This is a genomic window from Accumulibacter sp. (genome assembly GCF_029255285.1).
GTDB lineage: Bacteria > Pseudomonadota > Gammaproteobacteria > Burkholderiales > Rhodocyclaceae > Accumulibacter.
The window spans coordinates 15,000-30,189 of the sequence record NZ_JAPUVI010000043.1; the positions used below are offsets into that span (position 1 = coordinate 15,000).

General features: G+C 65.3%; 9 protein-coding genes. 4 read left to right on the forward strand and 5 right to left on the reverse strand.

The window, feature by feature from the left end; all coding sequences use genetic code 11:
• The first annotated feature begins 193 nt into the window (after positions 1–193).
• Together Q1M07_RS06230 and Q1M07_RS06235 are read left to right on the forward strand one after the other, a co-directional pair.
• Positions 194–1,375 (forward strand): efflux RND transporter periplasmic adaptor subunit, encoded by a 1,182-nt coding sequence (locus Q1M07_RS06230; RefSeq protein ID WP_300452133.1) that lies wholly within the window; start codon positions 194–196, stop codon positions 1,373–1,375.
• Positions 1,372–4,428, forward strand: coding sequence for an efflux RND transporter permease subunit (locus Q1M07_RS06235; protein WP_300452135.1), 3,057 nt, complete (start codon positions 1,372–1,374; stop codon positions 4,426–4,428). The genes Q1M07_RS06230 and Q1M07_RS06235 overlap by 4 nt, the downstream gene beginning before the upstream one ends.
• 22 nt (positions 4,429–4,450) lie before the next feature.
• On the opposite strand, the gene kefC is transcribed toward Q1M07_RS06235, so the two are convergent.
• The 5 genes from kefC to tagH are packed head-to-tail and all read right to left on the reverse strand — an operon-like array spanning position 4,451 to position 11,653.
• A complete protein-coding gene (gene kefC, locus Q1M07_RS06240; protein WP_300452137.1) occupies positions 4,451–6,241 on the reverse strand; it encodes a glutathione-regulated potassium-efflux system protein KefC in 1,791 nt (596 codons plus the stop codon).
• Positions 6,234–6,773, reverse strand: coding sequence for an NAD(P)H-dependent oxidoreductase (locus tag Q1M07_RS06245; RefSeq protein WP_300452138.1), 540 nt, complete (start codon positions 6,771–6,773; stop codon positions 6,234–6,236). Before Q1M07_RS06245 ends, kefC begins: the two co-directional genes overlap by 8 nt.
• Positions 6,774–6,818: 45 nt before the next feature.
• Positions 6,819–9,470, reverse strand: a complete 2,652-nt coding sequence (locus Q1M07_RS06250) for an FAD-dependent oxidoreductase (protein WP_300452140.1) — start codon at positions 9,468–9,470, stop codon at positions 6,819–6,821.
• A 23-nt stretch (positions 9,471–9,493) separates the two neighbouring features.
• Positions 9,494–9,967 (reverse strand): cyclic nucleotide-binding domain-containing protein, encoded by a 474-nt coding sequence (locus Q1M07_RS06255; protein WP_300452142.1) that lies wholly within the window; start codon positions 9,965–9,967, stop codon positions 9,494–9,496.
• 36 nt (positions 9,968–10,003) lie between these two features.
• Complete coding sequence (gene tagH / locus Q1M07_RS06260; RefSeq protein WP_300452144.1) at positions 10,004–11,653, reverse strand: type VI secretion system-associated FHA domain protein TagH; 1,650 nt, start codon at positions 11,651–11,653, stop codon at positions 10,004–10,006.
• A 325-nt stretch (positions 11,654–11,978) separates the two neighbouring features.
• Here tagH and Q1M07_RS06265 point away from each other — a divergent pair, with 325 nt between their 5' ends.
• Positions 11,979–13,484: an endonuclease/exonuclease/phosphatase family protein gene (locus Q1M07_RS06265; protein ID WP_300452146.1), complete on the forward strand. Its 1,506-nt coding sequence runs from the start codon at positions 11,979–11,981 to the stop codon at positions 13,482–13,484.
• 79 nt (positions 13,485–13,563) lie between these two features.
• On the forward strand, positions 13,564–15,156 hold the full coding sequence (locus Q1M07_RS06270; RefSeq protein WP_300452148.1) for a phosphatidylserine/phosphatidylglycerophosphate/cardiolipin synthase family protein: 1,593 nt from the start codon (positions 13,564–13,566) through the stop codon (positions 15,154–15,156).
• Positions 15,157–15,190: the final 34 nt, after the last annotated feature.

Below are 15,190 nucleotides of genomic sequence, written 5' to 3' on the forward strand. Positions count from 1 at the left end.
CCGTTGGCGGGCGGCAGCCAGCGCCGCGCGTGGCGCCCGGATACCGAGTGCCAGGATGCTGCGGATGGCGTCGGCGAAACCTCGTCGTTCTGTCGTCGGCAGCGAGGTTTCCGGCGGGTCGCGACTTCGCCACCCCTGCACAGCCACTTTGAATACCTACACTGGGCCACCATGGCGGAGGAGGCGGATCACCATGCCGATCGAGAATAGCGGTCGCTTTCGGGTTTTGGCGGTGGTCGTCGTCGGTGCGTTGGGGCTCGGCTATCTCGCCTATACGGGTTTTCGCGAGCCGGCAGTCCCGAGTGCCGCCGTCGCTCCCGGCGGTGTCGCCGGCAAGTCCGGCGCCGGCGGCGCGCCGGGTGGCATGGCGTCACCCGTCGAAACGGTGCGCGTGCGACCTGCCGAACTCGTCGTCGAAGCGACGGCGGTCGGCTCGCTGCGCTCCAACGAATCGGTCGTCCTGCGTCCCGAGACGGCCGGGCGGATCGCGGCGATCAACTTTCGTGACGGCGTCGCGGTTGCCAAGGGCTCGGTGCTGATTGCACTCGACGCCGCGACACAGGCGGCCGAACTCGAACAAGCGAGGGCCAGTTTTGCGCTGGCGCAGGCGAACCACCAACGCAGTCTCGATCTTTTCGCCAGGCAGTTCATCAGCCAGCAGGCGCTCGACAACACGCAGGCCGGACTGAAAGTCCAGGCTGCGGCAGTCGCGGTGGCGCTCGCCAGATTCGAGAAGATGCGTATCCGGGCGCCGTTCTCGGGTATCGTCGGCCTGCGCAACGTCAGCGTTGGGGACTACGTCAAGGAAGGGCAGGAACTGGTCAATCTCGAAGACATCCGTACGCTGAAGATCGATTTTCGTCTGCCGGAAGCCTATCTTGGCCGACTCGAGCCGGGGCAGCGGCTTGAGGTGGCGAGCGATGCGATGCCCGGCCGGCTGTTTCCCGCCGTGCTCGACGCCATCGACCCCTTGATCGACGCCGGCGGACGCGCCATTGCCTTGCGTGCGCTGCTGCCGAACGGCGAAGGGCAGTTGCGTCCCGGCATGTTCGTGCGCGTCCGCCTGCTTTTCGAGAAACGCAGCGATGTGCTGTTGATTCCCGAACACGCGGTAGTGCCGGACCGCAAAGCGCCCTACGTGTATCGCGTGGCAGACGGCAAGGCGCGGCGGGCGCCGATACGGACCGGGACGCGGCGCGACGGCCAGGTCGAGGTGGTCGAAGGTTTGGCGGCCGGCGACGAAATCGTGACCGCCGGACAGTTGAAGCTGCGCGACGGGGCAGCCGTGCGTCCGGTCGGTGGCGGCGCGGCTGCCACGGGAGCCGAGGACGAAAGCAGGACCGGCGGCAAGGCAGCCGAGGGAACCGGCCGATGAAGATCTCCGACTTGTGCATTCGGCGGCCGGTGTTCGCGACGGTGCTCTCGCTGTCGATCATGCTCGTCGGCCTGGTTTCGTACACGCGCTTGCCGGTACGCGAGTATCCGAAGATCGACGAACCCGTGGTGACCGTCGATACGACCTACCGTGGCGCCTCGGCTGAAATCGTCGAGTCGCAGATCAGCAAACCGCTCGAGGATTCGCTGGCCGGCATCGAGGGGGTCGACGTCATCACTTCGATCTCGCGCCAGGAGAACAGCCAGATTTCGGTTCGCTTCAAACTCGAGCGCAATCCCGACTCGGCGGCGGCCGACGTGCGCGACCGTGTATCGCGCGTGCGCAACAAGCTGCCGACCGACATCGACGAACCGGTGATCGCCAAGGTCGAAGCCGATGCCAACCCGATCATCTGGATCGCCTTCTCCTCCGATCAGCACTCGGCTCTGGAAGTCACCGATGTGGCCAATCGCATCGTCAAGCCGCGCTTGCAGACGCTGCCGGGCGCGGCCGACGTGCGCGTCTTCGGCGAGCGCAAATACGCCATGCGCGTCTGGCTCGATCGTGACCGGCTGGCGGCTTTCGCGCTGACGCCGCAGGATGTCGAGGATGCCTTGCGTCGGCAGAACGTCGAGGTCCCGGCTGGCCGCATCGAGAGTCAGAGCCGCGAATTCTCCGTCGTCGCGCGCACCGATCTGAGCGAACCGGCACAGTTCGCCGAGATCATCGTCAAGCAGGCGGCCAACTCCCGGGGCAGCTACCCGGTGCGCATCGCCGACCTCGGCCGGGTCGAGCTTGGTGCCGCCTCCGAACGCAGCAGTGTACGCTTCAAAGGCCGGCCGGCGGTTGCGCTGGGTGTCATCAAACAGGCGACGGCGAATCCGCTCGAGCTGTCGCGCGCCTTGCGCGGCGAATTGCCGAAAGTGACCGGCGAATTGCCGAAGGGGATGACGGCGAGCATTGCCTACGACTCGTCGGTGTTCATCGATCGCTCGATCGACGCCGTTTTCCATACGATCGGCGAAGCGATGCTGCTCGTGCTGCTGATCATTTTTCTCTTCCTGCGCAACTTCCGGGCCACGCTGATCCCGCTGGTGACGATTCCGGTGTCGCTGATCGGTGCGTTCACGCTGATGCTGGTGCTCGGTTTCACCATCAACACGCTGACGCTGCTGGCCCTGGTGCTGGCCATCGGCCTCGTGGTCGACGACGCGATCGTCGTTCTGGAGAACATCTTCCGCCACATCGAAGACGGCATGCCGCGCCGGCAGGCGGCTTTCCAGGGTGCGCAGGAGATCGGGTTCGCGGTCGTCGCGATGACCATCACGCTGGCCGCCGTGTACGCCCCGGTCGCTTTTATGACCGGGCGCACCGGCAAGCTGTTCGTCGAGTTCGCGCTGACGCTGGCCGGCGCCGTTCTGGTTTCAGGCTTCGTCGCGCTGACGCTGTCGCCGATGATGTGCTCCTTGCTGCTCCGGCACGAGACGCGCCACGGCAAGGCCTACGTATGGGTGGAAGACGCGCTGAACCGCTTGGCCGCGGGCTATCGGCGCGTACTCGGTGCGGCGCTGGCGCGGCGCTGGCTGGTGATGCTGGCGTTTGCCGTCGTCGCCGCGTCGAACGTCCTGTTGCTCGGTGCGTTGAAATCCGAACTGGCGCCGATCGAGGATCGCGGCATCATTCTCGGTGTCTTCCTCGGACCGGAGGGGGCGACGCTGGACTATACCGACCGCTACGCCAGGCAGCTCGAAGACATCTACGCCAATACCCAGGACGTCGAGCGCTATTTCGTCGTGGCCGGCAACCCGACGGTCAGTCAGGGGATCTCCTTCGTCGGCCTGAGCGACTGGGGTGAACGCGGCCGCAGCAGCGGCGCGGTGGTCAAGGAGCTGTTCCCGAAGTTCATGGGCATCGCCGGCGTTCTCGCCTTTCCGGTCTTGCCGCCGTCGCTCGGTCAGAGCCCGCGCGAGCGACCAATCAATTTCGTCGTCGTCACTTCGGCGTCGTACGCCGAACTCGACCGGATGACCGCCGCGATTCTTGACGAGGTGGCGAAGAACCCCGGTTTCACCAACGTCGATACCGACCTCAAACTGAACAAGCCCGAACTGTCGGTCATCGTCGACCGCGACAAGTCTTCCGATACCGGCGTGCAGATCGAAACCGTCGGCCGCACCCTCGAGACGATGCTCGGCGGCCGCCAGGTCACCCGTTTCAAGCGCGACGGCGAACAGTACGACGTGATCGTTCAGGTGGAAGACGCCGACCGGCGGACGCCGTCCGACATACGCGACATCTTCGTGCGGGCGAAGGATGGCAGCATGATTCCGCTGGCCAATCTGCTGGCCGTCGATGAGTCGGTCAGTCCGCGCGAACTGAACCACTTCGCGCAGCGCCGGGCAGTCATCATCACCGCCAACCTGACGCCTGGGTACGCCATGGGGGAAGCGTTGAAATTCCTCGAAGAAACCGCCGGGCGCCTCCTGCCGTCCGGTTATGCCGTCGACTACGCCGGCCAGTCGCGCGAGTTCAAGCTCTCGTCGTCGTCTCTGGCGCTGACTTTCATGCTCGCGCTGGCCTTCATTTATCTGGTACTGGCCGCCCAGTTCGAGAGCTTCCGCGATCCCTTTATCATCATGCTGACCGTGCCGCTGTCGATGACCGGTGCGCTGCTCGCCCTGCTGCTCAGCGGCGGCACGCTCAACGTTTACAGCCAGATCGGGCTGGTGACGCTGGTCGGTCTGATCACCAAGCACGGCATCCTGATCGTCGAGTTCGCCAACCAGTTGCACGCCCGGACTCACGACATCAGGCAGGCCGTGATCGACGCCTCGGTACTGCGGCTGCGGCCCATCCTGATGACTACCGGCGCCATGGTGCTCGGGGCGATCCCGCTGGCGCTGGCGCGCGGCGCCGGCGCCGAGAGCCGGCAACAGATCGGCTGGGTCGTGGTGGGCGGCCTGCTGCTCGGTACCTTCTTCACGCTGTTCGTCGTGCCGACGGTCTATACGCTGTTGGCTCGGCGCAAAGAGGCGGCGGTCGCCGTGGCTTGAGCCGTGCCCGTCCCGGCGGCACTCAATGCCAGCCGCCGGCCCCGCCTTGTTGCCGGGCCTGATGGTCGCGGCGCAGGTTTTCCTCCAGTTCCTCGCGTCCACTCTTGACGATGGCCACGGTTTTTGCTTCGTCGCGGAAATGTGGCAGCATGGTCTCGAGCGTGCTGAGGTTGTGCCGCCGGAAAGCCTCGGCGATCTGCCGCGCTTCGTAGGGATCGACGCCGAGCAGCGTCAGCGCCTGGCGGGCACTGCGCAGCGACGACTCGAAGGTTTCGCGCTCGATCGACGCCACTCCGCGATCGGCCAGTTCGAGCCAGTGGCGGACGTTGCGCGCACGGGCGACGATGGCGAGCTTGGGGAAACTGGCCTTGGCCAGATCGACCAGCGCCAGGCTGTCGGCGACATCGTCGATCGCGACGACCAGCAGCCTGGCCCTGGCGGCGCCGGCCGCTTCGAGCAGATCGAGGCGCGTCGCGTCGCCGTAGAAGACCTGATAACCATAACGGCGCAGCGTCTCGATCTGATCGGGGTCATGATCGAGGACGGTGATCGGAACGCCTTGCGCCAGCAGCACCCGGCCGACGATCTGTCCGTAGCGTCCCATGCCGGCGATGATCACCGCTGCCCCCTCGTCGTCGATCGCATCGGCGGCGCGTTGCGTTAAGGCCCGGCGTGCGGTCAGGCGATCGAAAGCGATCAGCAGCAGCGGCGTGGCCGCCATCGAGAGCGCCACGGCGGCAGCCAGCAGTCCTTCCCACGCGCGCGGCAGGACATTTGCCTCGCGCGCGACGCCGAGCACGACGAAGGCAAACTCGCCGGCTTGCGAGAGCAGCGCCGCAAACAGCCAGCGCTCGCTCGCTGGAACGTCGAGGCGCGGCGCGATCGCCGCCAGCATCGCCACCTTGACGACCAGCAGGCCGACGACCACCAGCGTCAGCAGGCCGGGGCGGGCGATGACCTGCGCGAAGTCGATCGACATGCCGACGGCAATGAAGAACAGCCCCAGCAGCAGCCCTTTGAAGGGTGCGATGTCGCTTTCCAGCGCGTGCCGGTATTCGGAACTGGCGAGCAGCACGCCGGCCAGGAAAGCACCGAGCGCCATCGACAGTCCGGCGCTGTTCATCAACTGGGCGATGCCGATAACCAGCAGCAGCGCGAAAGCGGTAAAGATCTCGCGCACTTCGGACTTGGCGATCAGCCGCATCAGAGGCCGCGTCAGAAAGCGGCCGATGAGCACCACGCCGACGATCGCACCGATCGCCTTCACGGCGCCGAGCCAGCCGGCGCCGCCGTCGCCGCCGGCGTTACCGAGAAACGGTACCAGGGCGATCAGCGGGATCGCTGCGATGTCCTGGAAGAGCAGTACGGCGAAGCTGCTGCGGCCGACGGGCGCCGTCATCAGGTTGCGTTCGCTCATCGTCTGCACGGCAATCGCCGTCGACGACAGGGCCAGCGCCAGTCCGGTGGTGAGCGCGGCCTGCCAGGGCAGGCCGAGCGCCAGCAGGCAGAGAGCGAGTGCCGAAGCACAGGCCACCATCTGCAGGCTGCCACCACCGAACACCGTGCGCCGCATGGCGAACAGCCGCTTCACTTCGAGTTCGAGGCCGATCAGGAATAACATCAGGACGACGCCGAATTCCGCGAAGTGCAGCGTCGACTCGACGTCGTCGACCAGCCGCAGGCCCCAGGGTCCGATCAGCCAGCCGGCGATCAGGTAGCCGAGGACCGAACCGAGGCCGCTGCGCTTGGCCAGCGGCACGCAAACGACGGCGGCAGCGAGGTAGACCAGAGCGTCGTGCAGCAGCTCAGCCATCTTCACCCGCCGCGACGAAGTTCAGCAAGCGCTGGCGATACTCGGCCGCACACTGGTGCAGCGCCAGTTTGTCGATCTCGTGGGCTCCGTGTACGACCAGCGGCGGCAGCCAGTGCATGCCGCAGTAGCGGGCGGTCATCTCGATCGCCGGGGTGAAGGCGGAGAACGGAAAACGGTGTGCTCCCTGCGGCGTGTAGGTGTCCGACGGACCTCCGGTGGTCGTCACCCACAGGCAGGACTTGCCGACAAGTGCCGTACCGCCGTCGCCGGTGGCCCAGCCGTTGGCGAGCACCGTGTCGAACCACAGCTTCTGCAGCGCTGGCGCCGAGTACCACATGATCGGGTGTTGCCAGACGATCAGTTGCGATTCGAGCAGAAGTCTGCGTTCCGCCGCGACGTCGATGTCGAAGTCCGGATAGCGGTCGTACAGCGAGTGAACCGTCACCGACGGCAGCTCGCACACGGCGTCGAGCAGGACGCGATTGGCGCGCGATCGGGTCGGATGCGGATGCGCGTAAATCAGGGCGATCAAGAGCGATCCTCGGCCGGATGGAGGGAACGATCGACCATCGGCCACTCAGCCACCGGCCAGTCCGGCCAGGCGCGAGAGATCGCCGCGCCGCAGGTCGCCGCGCAGCGGCGTCAAATCCGTCCCCGCCTGTACGACACGCGTGAAATCCTTCGCCGAGCGCGGCGGCCCGACGTAGATCGCGCCGACCAGCACGCCCTGGCGCAGGATCAGCCGCCACCACGCCGCATCGTGCGGCGCCGCGGTGTATTCCTCGTCGCCTGGGCGGGCGACGATTTCGCCGAAACTGCGCAGATCGATACCGTCGCACTTGAGCTGCAGTACGATGCGCGGAGCCTGGTAGGTGGTATCCAGGCCGAGCAGCGCGCCGGCGGCCGTGTTCGCCTGAGCCACGCCGACCGCCCACAGGCCGCCGATCGCACCGGGCAACTCGGCGACGTCGCCGATGGCGTAGATGTCCGCGTCGCTGGTCCGCATGCAGGCATCGACCTGGATGCCGCGGCCGACTTGCAGCCTGGCGGCGCGCGCCAGTTGCACGTTGGCGCCGATGCCGAGGCAGGCGACGAAGACATTCGCCCGCGCGCAGGGGCCGTGGGCCAGCCACGCGGCACGCAGCGTTTCACCTCGACCCTCCCAGCGGCTGACTTGAGTGTCGGTGAGCACCTCGATACCGATGCCTTCGAGATAGGCGGCCAGACGGGCGGCACCCTGTTCGTCAAGTTGGGCGTTCATCAGTCGGTCCGATCGCTGCAGGAGAGTGACGTGCAAACCCAGGTGATGCAAGGCGTCGGCCGCTTCGACGCCGAGTACGCCGCCGCCGACGACCAGCGCGCGCCGTGCCAGCCGCCGTTGCACGTAGTTGCGCAAAGCCTGCGCATCCTCGGCCGTGCGCAGGACGAAAGCGTTTTCGAAGGACAGGAAGTCGGCGTCCGGCGTCGTTCCGTGCGCCCCGGTGGCCAGAATCAGCTTGTCGTAGGGCAGGCTCTCGCCGGTGGCCAGCAGTACCGTCTTGTTCTGCCGGTCGATCGAGCGGACGATCGAGTTGCGCCACACCGCGACCCGGTTGCGGTCGTACCAGTTGTCCGGGATCAGTTGCAGGCCATCCATGCCCGTGCGGCCGTAGATCAGCCGGCCGATCGCCATGCGGTTGTAAAAGTGCAGCGGTTCGCTGCTGATCATGTCGATCTGCAGCGAGGCGCTGAGGCGGCGCAACTGTTCGGCGGCACTGGTGCCGGCGACGCCGTTGCCGACGATCAGGACTCGCGAAACGCCGCTGCCCAGCGCATGGTCCACCGCTGGCGCGGCCGGCGTCGCCGCCGCCGGCTCGTCGGCGGCGGAAGTCGGATCGCGATCGATCACCACCGGGCCGCTGACCCGGCACATGCACGCCAGCCGTGCCTTGCCTTCCAGTCCGAGGCGGCGCAGCGTAGCCGTTTCGTCGTCGCCGGCCGGAGACAGGTGCTTGCTGCCGGCGCACACGACCACCGCGTCGGCACCACAGAGGCCAGCCCGGCAGCCGTAGTTGATCTTCAGGCCGGCGCTTTCGATGGCATCGAGCAGCGTGGCGCCGGGCGCGACCGGGAAAGCGATTTTCGTCTCGCGATCGGTTACCTCCGCTGTCTGCTTGCCGCCGAAGCGGGTACGCATTTGGGTCTTTCGGCTTGGCTCGGGCGCTGGCTCGGCGGCCTTGGCGGACGCCTGGCGAAACAATCCTTCGGCGTACAGGCTGGCGCCGAGCAGGACCAGGCCGCCAATGGCACCGACGCTGCGCGTCGCCGCGACGAGCCAGTCGGGCGGCGCAAACGAAAGAAATCGGGACAGCGTGGCGAGCACGATGGGGCCGCCAAACCAGTAGAATATGGCCAGCGCGACGGCAGCGAAAACCGCGGCGACGCGGTGCGGCGACAAGGGGAAAAAGCTGGTGGCGATGGCATAGAGTCCGGCCGACGCGCAGCAGGACGCGAGCAGGATGGCGAGATAGATCTCGTAGCCGTAGCCCTGGCTTGGCCCCTGCAGAAAATAGCCGCAGATCAATCCGGGCAGCAGGCCGATGAACAGGCGGCGCTGGCCGGCGTAGCGCGGGTCGGGATCGGCGAGGTCGGCAAAAATCGCGCCACGTGGGTTGAAGTCGTAGCAGTTCTTCTGACATCCGACGCAACTCGGGCAATAGCCGTTCGGCACGACGACCAGGGGTGCCTGCCCATAGGTGCGCTGAATCGGTCCGAGGGGACAGAAAGTGCCACACCAGCCGCTGCGCCCGGCGAAGATCAGGCCGCCGACAAACGCCAGACTCAGTACGCCGACGATCCCCGCCGCCACCAATGCGCCTTCGTGGTTGAGAAGCGGCGCGCGGGCGGCGACACAGGTCAGGAAAAGGGTGACGGCGACGAGAAAAGCGGTGTCCTTCCACTTGCCAGGCAAGGGTCGATTGCGACTGCTGTTGGTCATGCGCGGAATCTGGTTCACAAAGGCCATCGGACAGATCTGTCGCCACAGACCGGGAGCGATCACCAGTACGGCGGGCAGCACGGGGATCGCCAGCCCCCACCAGAGCGGCAGTCCGATCGCCGGATCGACCGTCAACAGGACGGCGAAACCCAGGGTGAGCAGCAGCGTGGCGACGCGCAAGACCTGCCAGACAGGCTTCGGCAAGGCCGACCGGCGCTTGGTGTAGTTGGCGAAGAAGACTTCGGGGTTCATGGCGTGCCTCCCGGGTTAGGCGCTCAGCAGGCGATATCGAGCCGCCGCAAGCGTCGACTGGCGTAGACGGCGAGATCCTCGAGCAGGGCGATGGCCAGGACCGGCTTCCAGGCGGCCAACTGGGCGAACGAGGCGCGCCGCAAAGCCAGTAACTCGGTGGTTTCGAGAGCGGTGACGGTGATCGGGCTGGCCTCGCCGTCGAGAAAGGACGAGATGCCGAAAACTTCGCCATCGGACAGGCGGTCCAGTTCCCGCTCGCTACCGTCCGCCGCGCTGCAAGTCATTCGGACGCTGCCGGAAACGACGATGAACAAGGTCGTGTTGCGCTCGCCACGCGCGACGATCGGGCGGCCAGCGGCAAAGCGCAGTTCGGCGACGAAGGCGTGCAAACTGTCGAGTTCGTCGTCGGAGAACTCGCGCAACAACGGGCGCAAGCTCTCTGGAGGTACGATGGCGGTGACCTGCTGGTCCGGGTCGCTGTAGCTGAAAAACTTCATCGTGGGCTCCTCGTGCGTTTTTCGGTACCACTCGTTTCAAGCCGTCTTGCCATCGTCGCCCGGCAGCGATGCGCCGCCAAAGGTTTGCAGGAAGGAACGGACGGGTTGCTCGGGCTGCAGGGCGGCGCGGCTGTTCCAGCGTTCGACATAAATGTCCCACAGCCGCGCTTTGCGTGAGCTCAACAACTGGCCGATGAAACTCTCCGCGGACGCCGCCTGGTCGATGGCTTCTGGGGCCAGTTCTTTGGACAAGACCCGGGTCGCCACTCGAACGGCGGCGTCGATCTGCCGGAAGTGCTGGCGCAACTCGTCAAGGCTCGCCTGGAACGCTTGGCGGCTGTCGAGAAAGGCGCGTCTCGGTGGTCCGAAGAGCACTCGCAGGGCTTCTTCGTTGGTCGGCATGATGGCCAGCGGATTGCTGGTACCGGCGCGCACGCCCGACGGCGGGCCGACCGAGGCGTCGCGCATGACCAGCAACTGGCGGATTTCGTCGGTGAGGAGCAGCACGAGTTCCGCCAGTTGTCCGCCGAGTGCGGCGGCATCGGTTTCACCGATGTCGGCCGGCGAAAGCCCCAAAGCGTTGGCCACGGCGGCCAGAAAGCGGTCGTCCGCCGTGGCCGCCGCAGGCGATCGTCCTTCGCCTCGGCTGCCGCCTTCGTCGCCCGTCTCGGCAGGCGGCCGATCGGCGTCGCCCGCGTCGCCCGTTTTTGCGGTCTGGACTTCCCCTGTCGTTGCCGCCGGTTTTTTGGGCACCCGTGCCAGGCGGGTCACGCCGTCGTCGCCTGGAGCGGCTTTCGCGCCGGCGGCGTCGCTTCCTCCAGCGGCTGCCACCGGGATAGCCGGCAGGTCGGCCAGCGTTGCCGCCGGGTCGCCGCCGCGCCGCGCGCTCCCGCGAGGCCGGGCCGCCGCTGGCGGTGGCGAAGAAACCGCCTCGGGCGGTGAGGCCGGGGCTTGCTCTTCCGCCTTGCCGGTCGGCGGCACGCTCCTCGGCAGGCCGCTGATGCGTACGGCGATCAGATAGCTGCCGATCAACAGCCGGTCACCGTCGGACAAGCGATAGGCGCTGGTGATCCGCTCGCTGCCACCATTGACGAAGGTACCGTTGGCGGATCTGTCCTCGAGCAGGAAGGCGCCGTCGGCGAAGCGGATTGAGCAGTGGTCGCGGGAAACGCCGCCGGTCCGGTCGGGCAGCGTCCAGTCCGCATTGTCGTCGCGGCCGATCTTCAGCATCCCCTGGCGGCCGAGCCGGACCGCCGGTGGCTGCAGGTCGCCAGGCTTGTTGTCGACCGTCAGTTCCAGCCAGGGTTCGGCAGCCGTTGCGCCAATTAGGCGCGTCCGCTCGTCGGCCGCCGGCTGTTCGTCACCACCGCTCAGTTCGACGCGGACGACGTAGGCACCGATCCGCAGCCTCTCGCCATCGCGCAAGTTGTGCGGACCGCTCAGACGGGTCGGGCTGCCGTCGATGAAGGTGCCGTTGGTCGACAAGTCGTACAGCAGGTAGCTGTCGGCCGAGCGACGAATTTCGCAGTGCCTGCCCGACATCAGCCGGCTGGGATCCGGCAGAGTCCAGTCGAGGCCGGTCAGGCGTCCGATGGCGAGGCACTCCCGGTCGCCGAAGTCGATGCCGGTATCGGCGTCGGCCGGCAGACCCGTCGCGTTCTCGAGCGTCAGACGAAGACATTTCATGCGTTGCTCCTGGAAAGTGGTGGGTCGGCCGAGCGACGGCCCGTGGCGCTCCTGTCGGTCGTTGTTGCGGATCGGACGTGGCGCATTCTCGGCCAAAGCGCTACTTTGGGGCAAGCGCTTTCCGGACGGAATTCGTTCGCCAATTCAGCACCATGCTCATGGGATTTGACGGCGAGTGGCGAGGTCGGGGATACTCCGGACGCGGCGTCAGGCGGCCGTCAAGCCGGCATGACGCGCGTTGGGGTTTGAGTCGGCGCAGGCCGGCACTTTCGCCCATTCCAAGCCAGTGTCCAAACGATGCAACCGACCCGGAAGGCGGGAAGCCATGGAGAAAATCTCTCTCATCTACGCGCAAAACCTGATCAACAGAAAAGCGGCGATGGCGCAGCAGGAGTTGTCCTTCGTCGTGCTGGTCGACAACCTCTGTTACGACAAAAGCGTCGATGTCGTGTGGGCCGGCGAGGACGGCGTCTGGCATGCCGTGCCGGCGTCCTATCACGGCGGCGCCGATCAGCAGCGGGAATACTGGCTTGCCCGTCTGACGTTTGCCGTCGCGCCCGACAAGCCGCTGCCGGGAAACGTCCAGTTTGCCTTGTGCTATCGCGCACTCGGCAAGGAGTACTGGAACAACAATGATGGCCGGAACTACGCCATTCAGGCGGATTCCGGGATTCTGCCCGGGCCGGGGAGGGGGGTGGTCAATACCGGTTTCGAGAGCCGCCTGAGTGACGAGGACTCGCCGGTTCGGCTCGTCGTCGGGGTGGACACCGGCTTGGCGGCCAGGGCGGTCAGCATCCAGTGGTCGACCGACAACTGGCGGACGACGCGCCAGACCCCGTGTCGCCTGGCGACGGACTACTGGGACGAGGCCTGGCTCAGCAACGCCCGCAACCCGAATCACTACGGCTGCCAGGTGTGGAGCGGCGCACTGCGGGCGGCGGATGCCTTCCGCGTCGACTATCGGATTCGCTGCGAGACGCGGCGTGGCATCGTCTGGGACGATAATTTCGGCACCAGTTATGCGATCCAGCGCCCGGCGCTGAAGGTCTTGATCCTCAATCTGCATTGTTGTCAGGAGGACAACCAGGACGACAAGCTGTCACAGATTGCCAAGGCGATCGGCGAACTCGAGGTGGATATCGTGTGCCTGCAGGAGGTGGCCGAACTCTGGAACGACGGCCAGGGCGACTGGCAGACGAACACGGCGCGGATCATCAACGAACGCCTGGAGTCTCCTTATCATCTGGTCAGTGACTGGTCCCATCTGGGCTTCGAGCGCTATCGCGAAGGCGTTGCGCTACTCAGCCGCTACCCGATTCGCAAACATTCGGCGAGATACGTTTCCGCCAGCCAGGATCCCTTCAGTATTCATTCGCGAAAAGTCGTGATGGCACAGATCGAAGTGCCAGCGGTCGGACTGATCAACGTCTTCTCGTCGCACTTGAGCTGGTGGGAAGACGGTTTTGCCGAACAATTCGAGACGCTTCGGCGGTGGGCGCGCGACGAGCACGGTAGCCGCGTGGTGGCGACGATGCTCGGCGGTGATTTCAACATCAAGGCGGGTGCGGAAGGTTATCGATTGGTGGTCGCGGCGAACGAATACGAAGACCAGTTCCTATTGGTCAAGTCGCCGTCGCTGTTCCACCGGATTTTCGAGGCGGGGGATTCGCACTGGCATCACGAGTTGGCCGACGACCGTCGCATCGACTACATTTTCCTGCGCAAGGGGAGTGCGCTGCGCGTCACTTCGGGTCGCGTCGTGTTTACCGAGCGGGACTACGGGACGGTCTCCGACCACGCGGGTTATCTGATGACTTTCGTGCCGAAGTGACGGCGCACGGCGCGGCAAGCGCTATTACGCTGGCGACAACACGTGGCCAGCATTGAACAGGACTTTTTTCAGTCAGGCGATGAAAAAAGCTGAGAACTATGCAGTACCGGTACACGGAAACCTCGGTGGGTCGTTTCCGCGGGTCAACGACTTCAACGAGAAGTTCTATCTGCGCTGGGGCAAGATCCTCTTCGACGTCTCGTACGGCGCTCAACTCAACGTCAAAGTGATCCTCAGGGTTTACCGCGAGCACCATATTTGCGAAACCTATGTCGTCGACACCGACCCTTACGATGTCCATTGGGACCACCACAAGCGCCGCACACGGGACTTCTACATCCACCCATTTTCGAACACCTTTGGGCATATCACCTGCGTCAAGTTTGCCTACGTCGTGCACCTCGACGAGCACTCCACGGCCTCGCAACTCGAGTACATTTTCATGGACGGCGGGCAGGTGCGGGACGGGCATCCGCAATACCGGCGGATCACCGCCGAGTGGGCGACCGAAAACCACTATCGCACGCACGAGCTCCAGGCCTGGGAGTTGCAGAGCGACGTCGACTGGTACAACCACCATTTTGAATCGCTGCGCCTGATCCCGAAGTTCACCAAGGGGCAGCAGTATCATCCCTACCATCCGAAGCGCTTCATCCACGATCACATCGACAAGGTGATCCATTGCAAGCGCGAGCATCCAGGCCGCTTCTGCACGATCAAGGTAAGCGTCGATTGCATCGATGACCACGACTTCACCCAGCACCTCGTGCATGCCAGTCATCATGGCGTCTGGGTGCAGTGCATCGTCGACTGGCGAAAGATGACGCTGACCAACAGTCCGAACTATGCGCGGCTGAAGCGCGCCGGAATCGAATTGCTGGGGGTGGTGTGCACCCCTCAGCACCACCTGATCGAAGTCGCTCCGGACATGCACACCAAGTTCATCATCTTCAACGACGAGGACGCGATACTCGGTTCCTTCAACATCACGTTCGACCGCTGGTGGGCGAACTGGGAATCGGGAATGACTTTCCATTCACGGGGTGTCTGCCGCCTGCTCGACAACGTTTTCCAGAGCGAGCGGGGGGGTGTCAACCAGAAGTACGGCATCGACCCGCTCAGCCACTTCAATCTGCTTTACACTTTTGGCCGGCACGCCATGCTGGATGGTCGCTACTACCGTCCGCATCACGCCATCCTGGCCGAGATACACCGTGCCAGACACTCGATCAGGCTGGTGTTGTTCCTGATCGGCGACCTGCTCGGCGAGCATGGCGACAGCGTCGTCGATGCCCTGATACACGCCAAGAATCGTGGCGTCTACGTGCATCTCCTGCTCAACGGGCATCTCGCTCGGCAGGGCCGGGTGGGTATCGAACGGTCGATGCACGAGGAACTGAACCGGCCGCTGTTACCCGCCGTGCAACGCCTGAGGGACGCCGGCGTGGCCGTCGGCCTGGTGTATGGGCAGCAGGATCACCCGGTGCCCTATTCGCCGATCCACTCGAAGTATTGCGTGATCGACGACGCGACGGTCATCGAAGGCAGCTTCAACTGGTACAACACCTCGGTGTTCTCGCACGACTTGATGGTCCTGGCGACCAACCGCGACGTAGCGAAAGCCTATCTGTACGAATTCGACCAGATACAGCGGCTCTTCCGCATCTATTGAGGCTGGCCGGGCCGCTTCGGGCGCTGTCCCGACC

Excerpts from the sequence above, each read along its gene's own strand:
- Q1M07_RS06230 (WP_300452133.1), top strand. The coding sequence starts at position 194 with ATGCCGATCGAGAATAGCGGTCGCTTTCGGGTTTTGGCGGTGGTCGTC.
- Q1M07_RS06270 (WP_300452148.1), top strand. The coding sequence starts at position 13,564 with ATGAAAAAAGCTGAGAACTATGCAGTACCGGTACACGGAAACCTCGGT.
- tagH (WP_300452144.1), bottom strand. The coding sequence starts at position 11,653 with ATGAAATGTCTTCGTCTGACGCTCGAGAACGCGACGGGTCTGCCGGCC.
- Q1M07_RS06255 (WP_300452142.1), bottom strand. The coding sequence starts at position 9,967 with ATGAAGTTTTTCAGCTACAGCGACCCGGACCAGCAGGTCACCGCCATC.
- Q1M07_RS06235 (WP_300452135.1), top strand. The coding sequence starts at position 1,372 with ATGAAGATCTCCGACTTGTGCATTCGGCGGCCGGTGTTCGCGACGGTG.
- kefC (WP_300452137.1), bottom strand. The coding sequence starts at position 6,241 with ATGGCTGAGCTGCTGCACGACGCTCTGGTCTACCTCGCTGCCGCCGTC.
- Q1M07_RS06265 (WP_300452146.1), top strand. The coding sequence starts at position 11,979 with ATGGAGAAAATCTCTCTCATCTACGCGCAAAACCTGATCAACAGAAAA.
- Q1M07_RS06250 (WP_300452140.1), bottom strand. The coding sequence starts at position 9,470 with ATGAACCCCGAAGTCTTCTTCGCCAACTACACCAAGCGCCGGTCGGCC.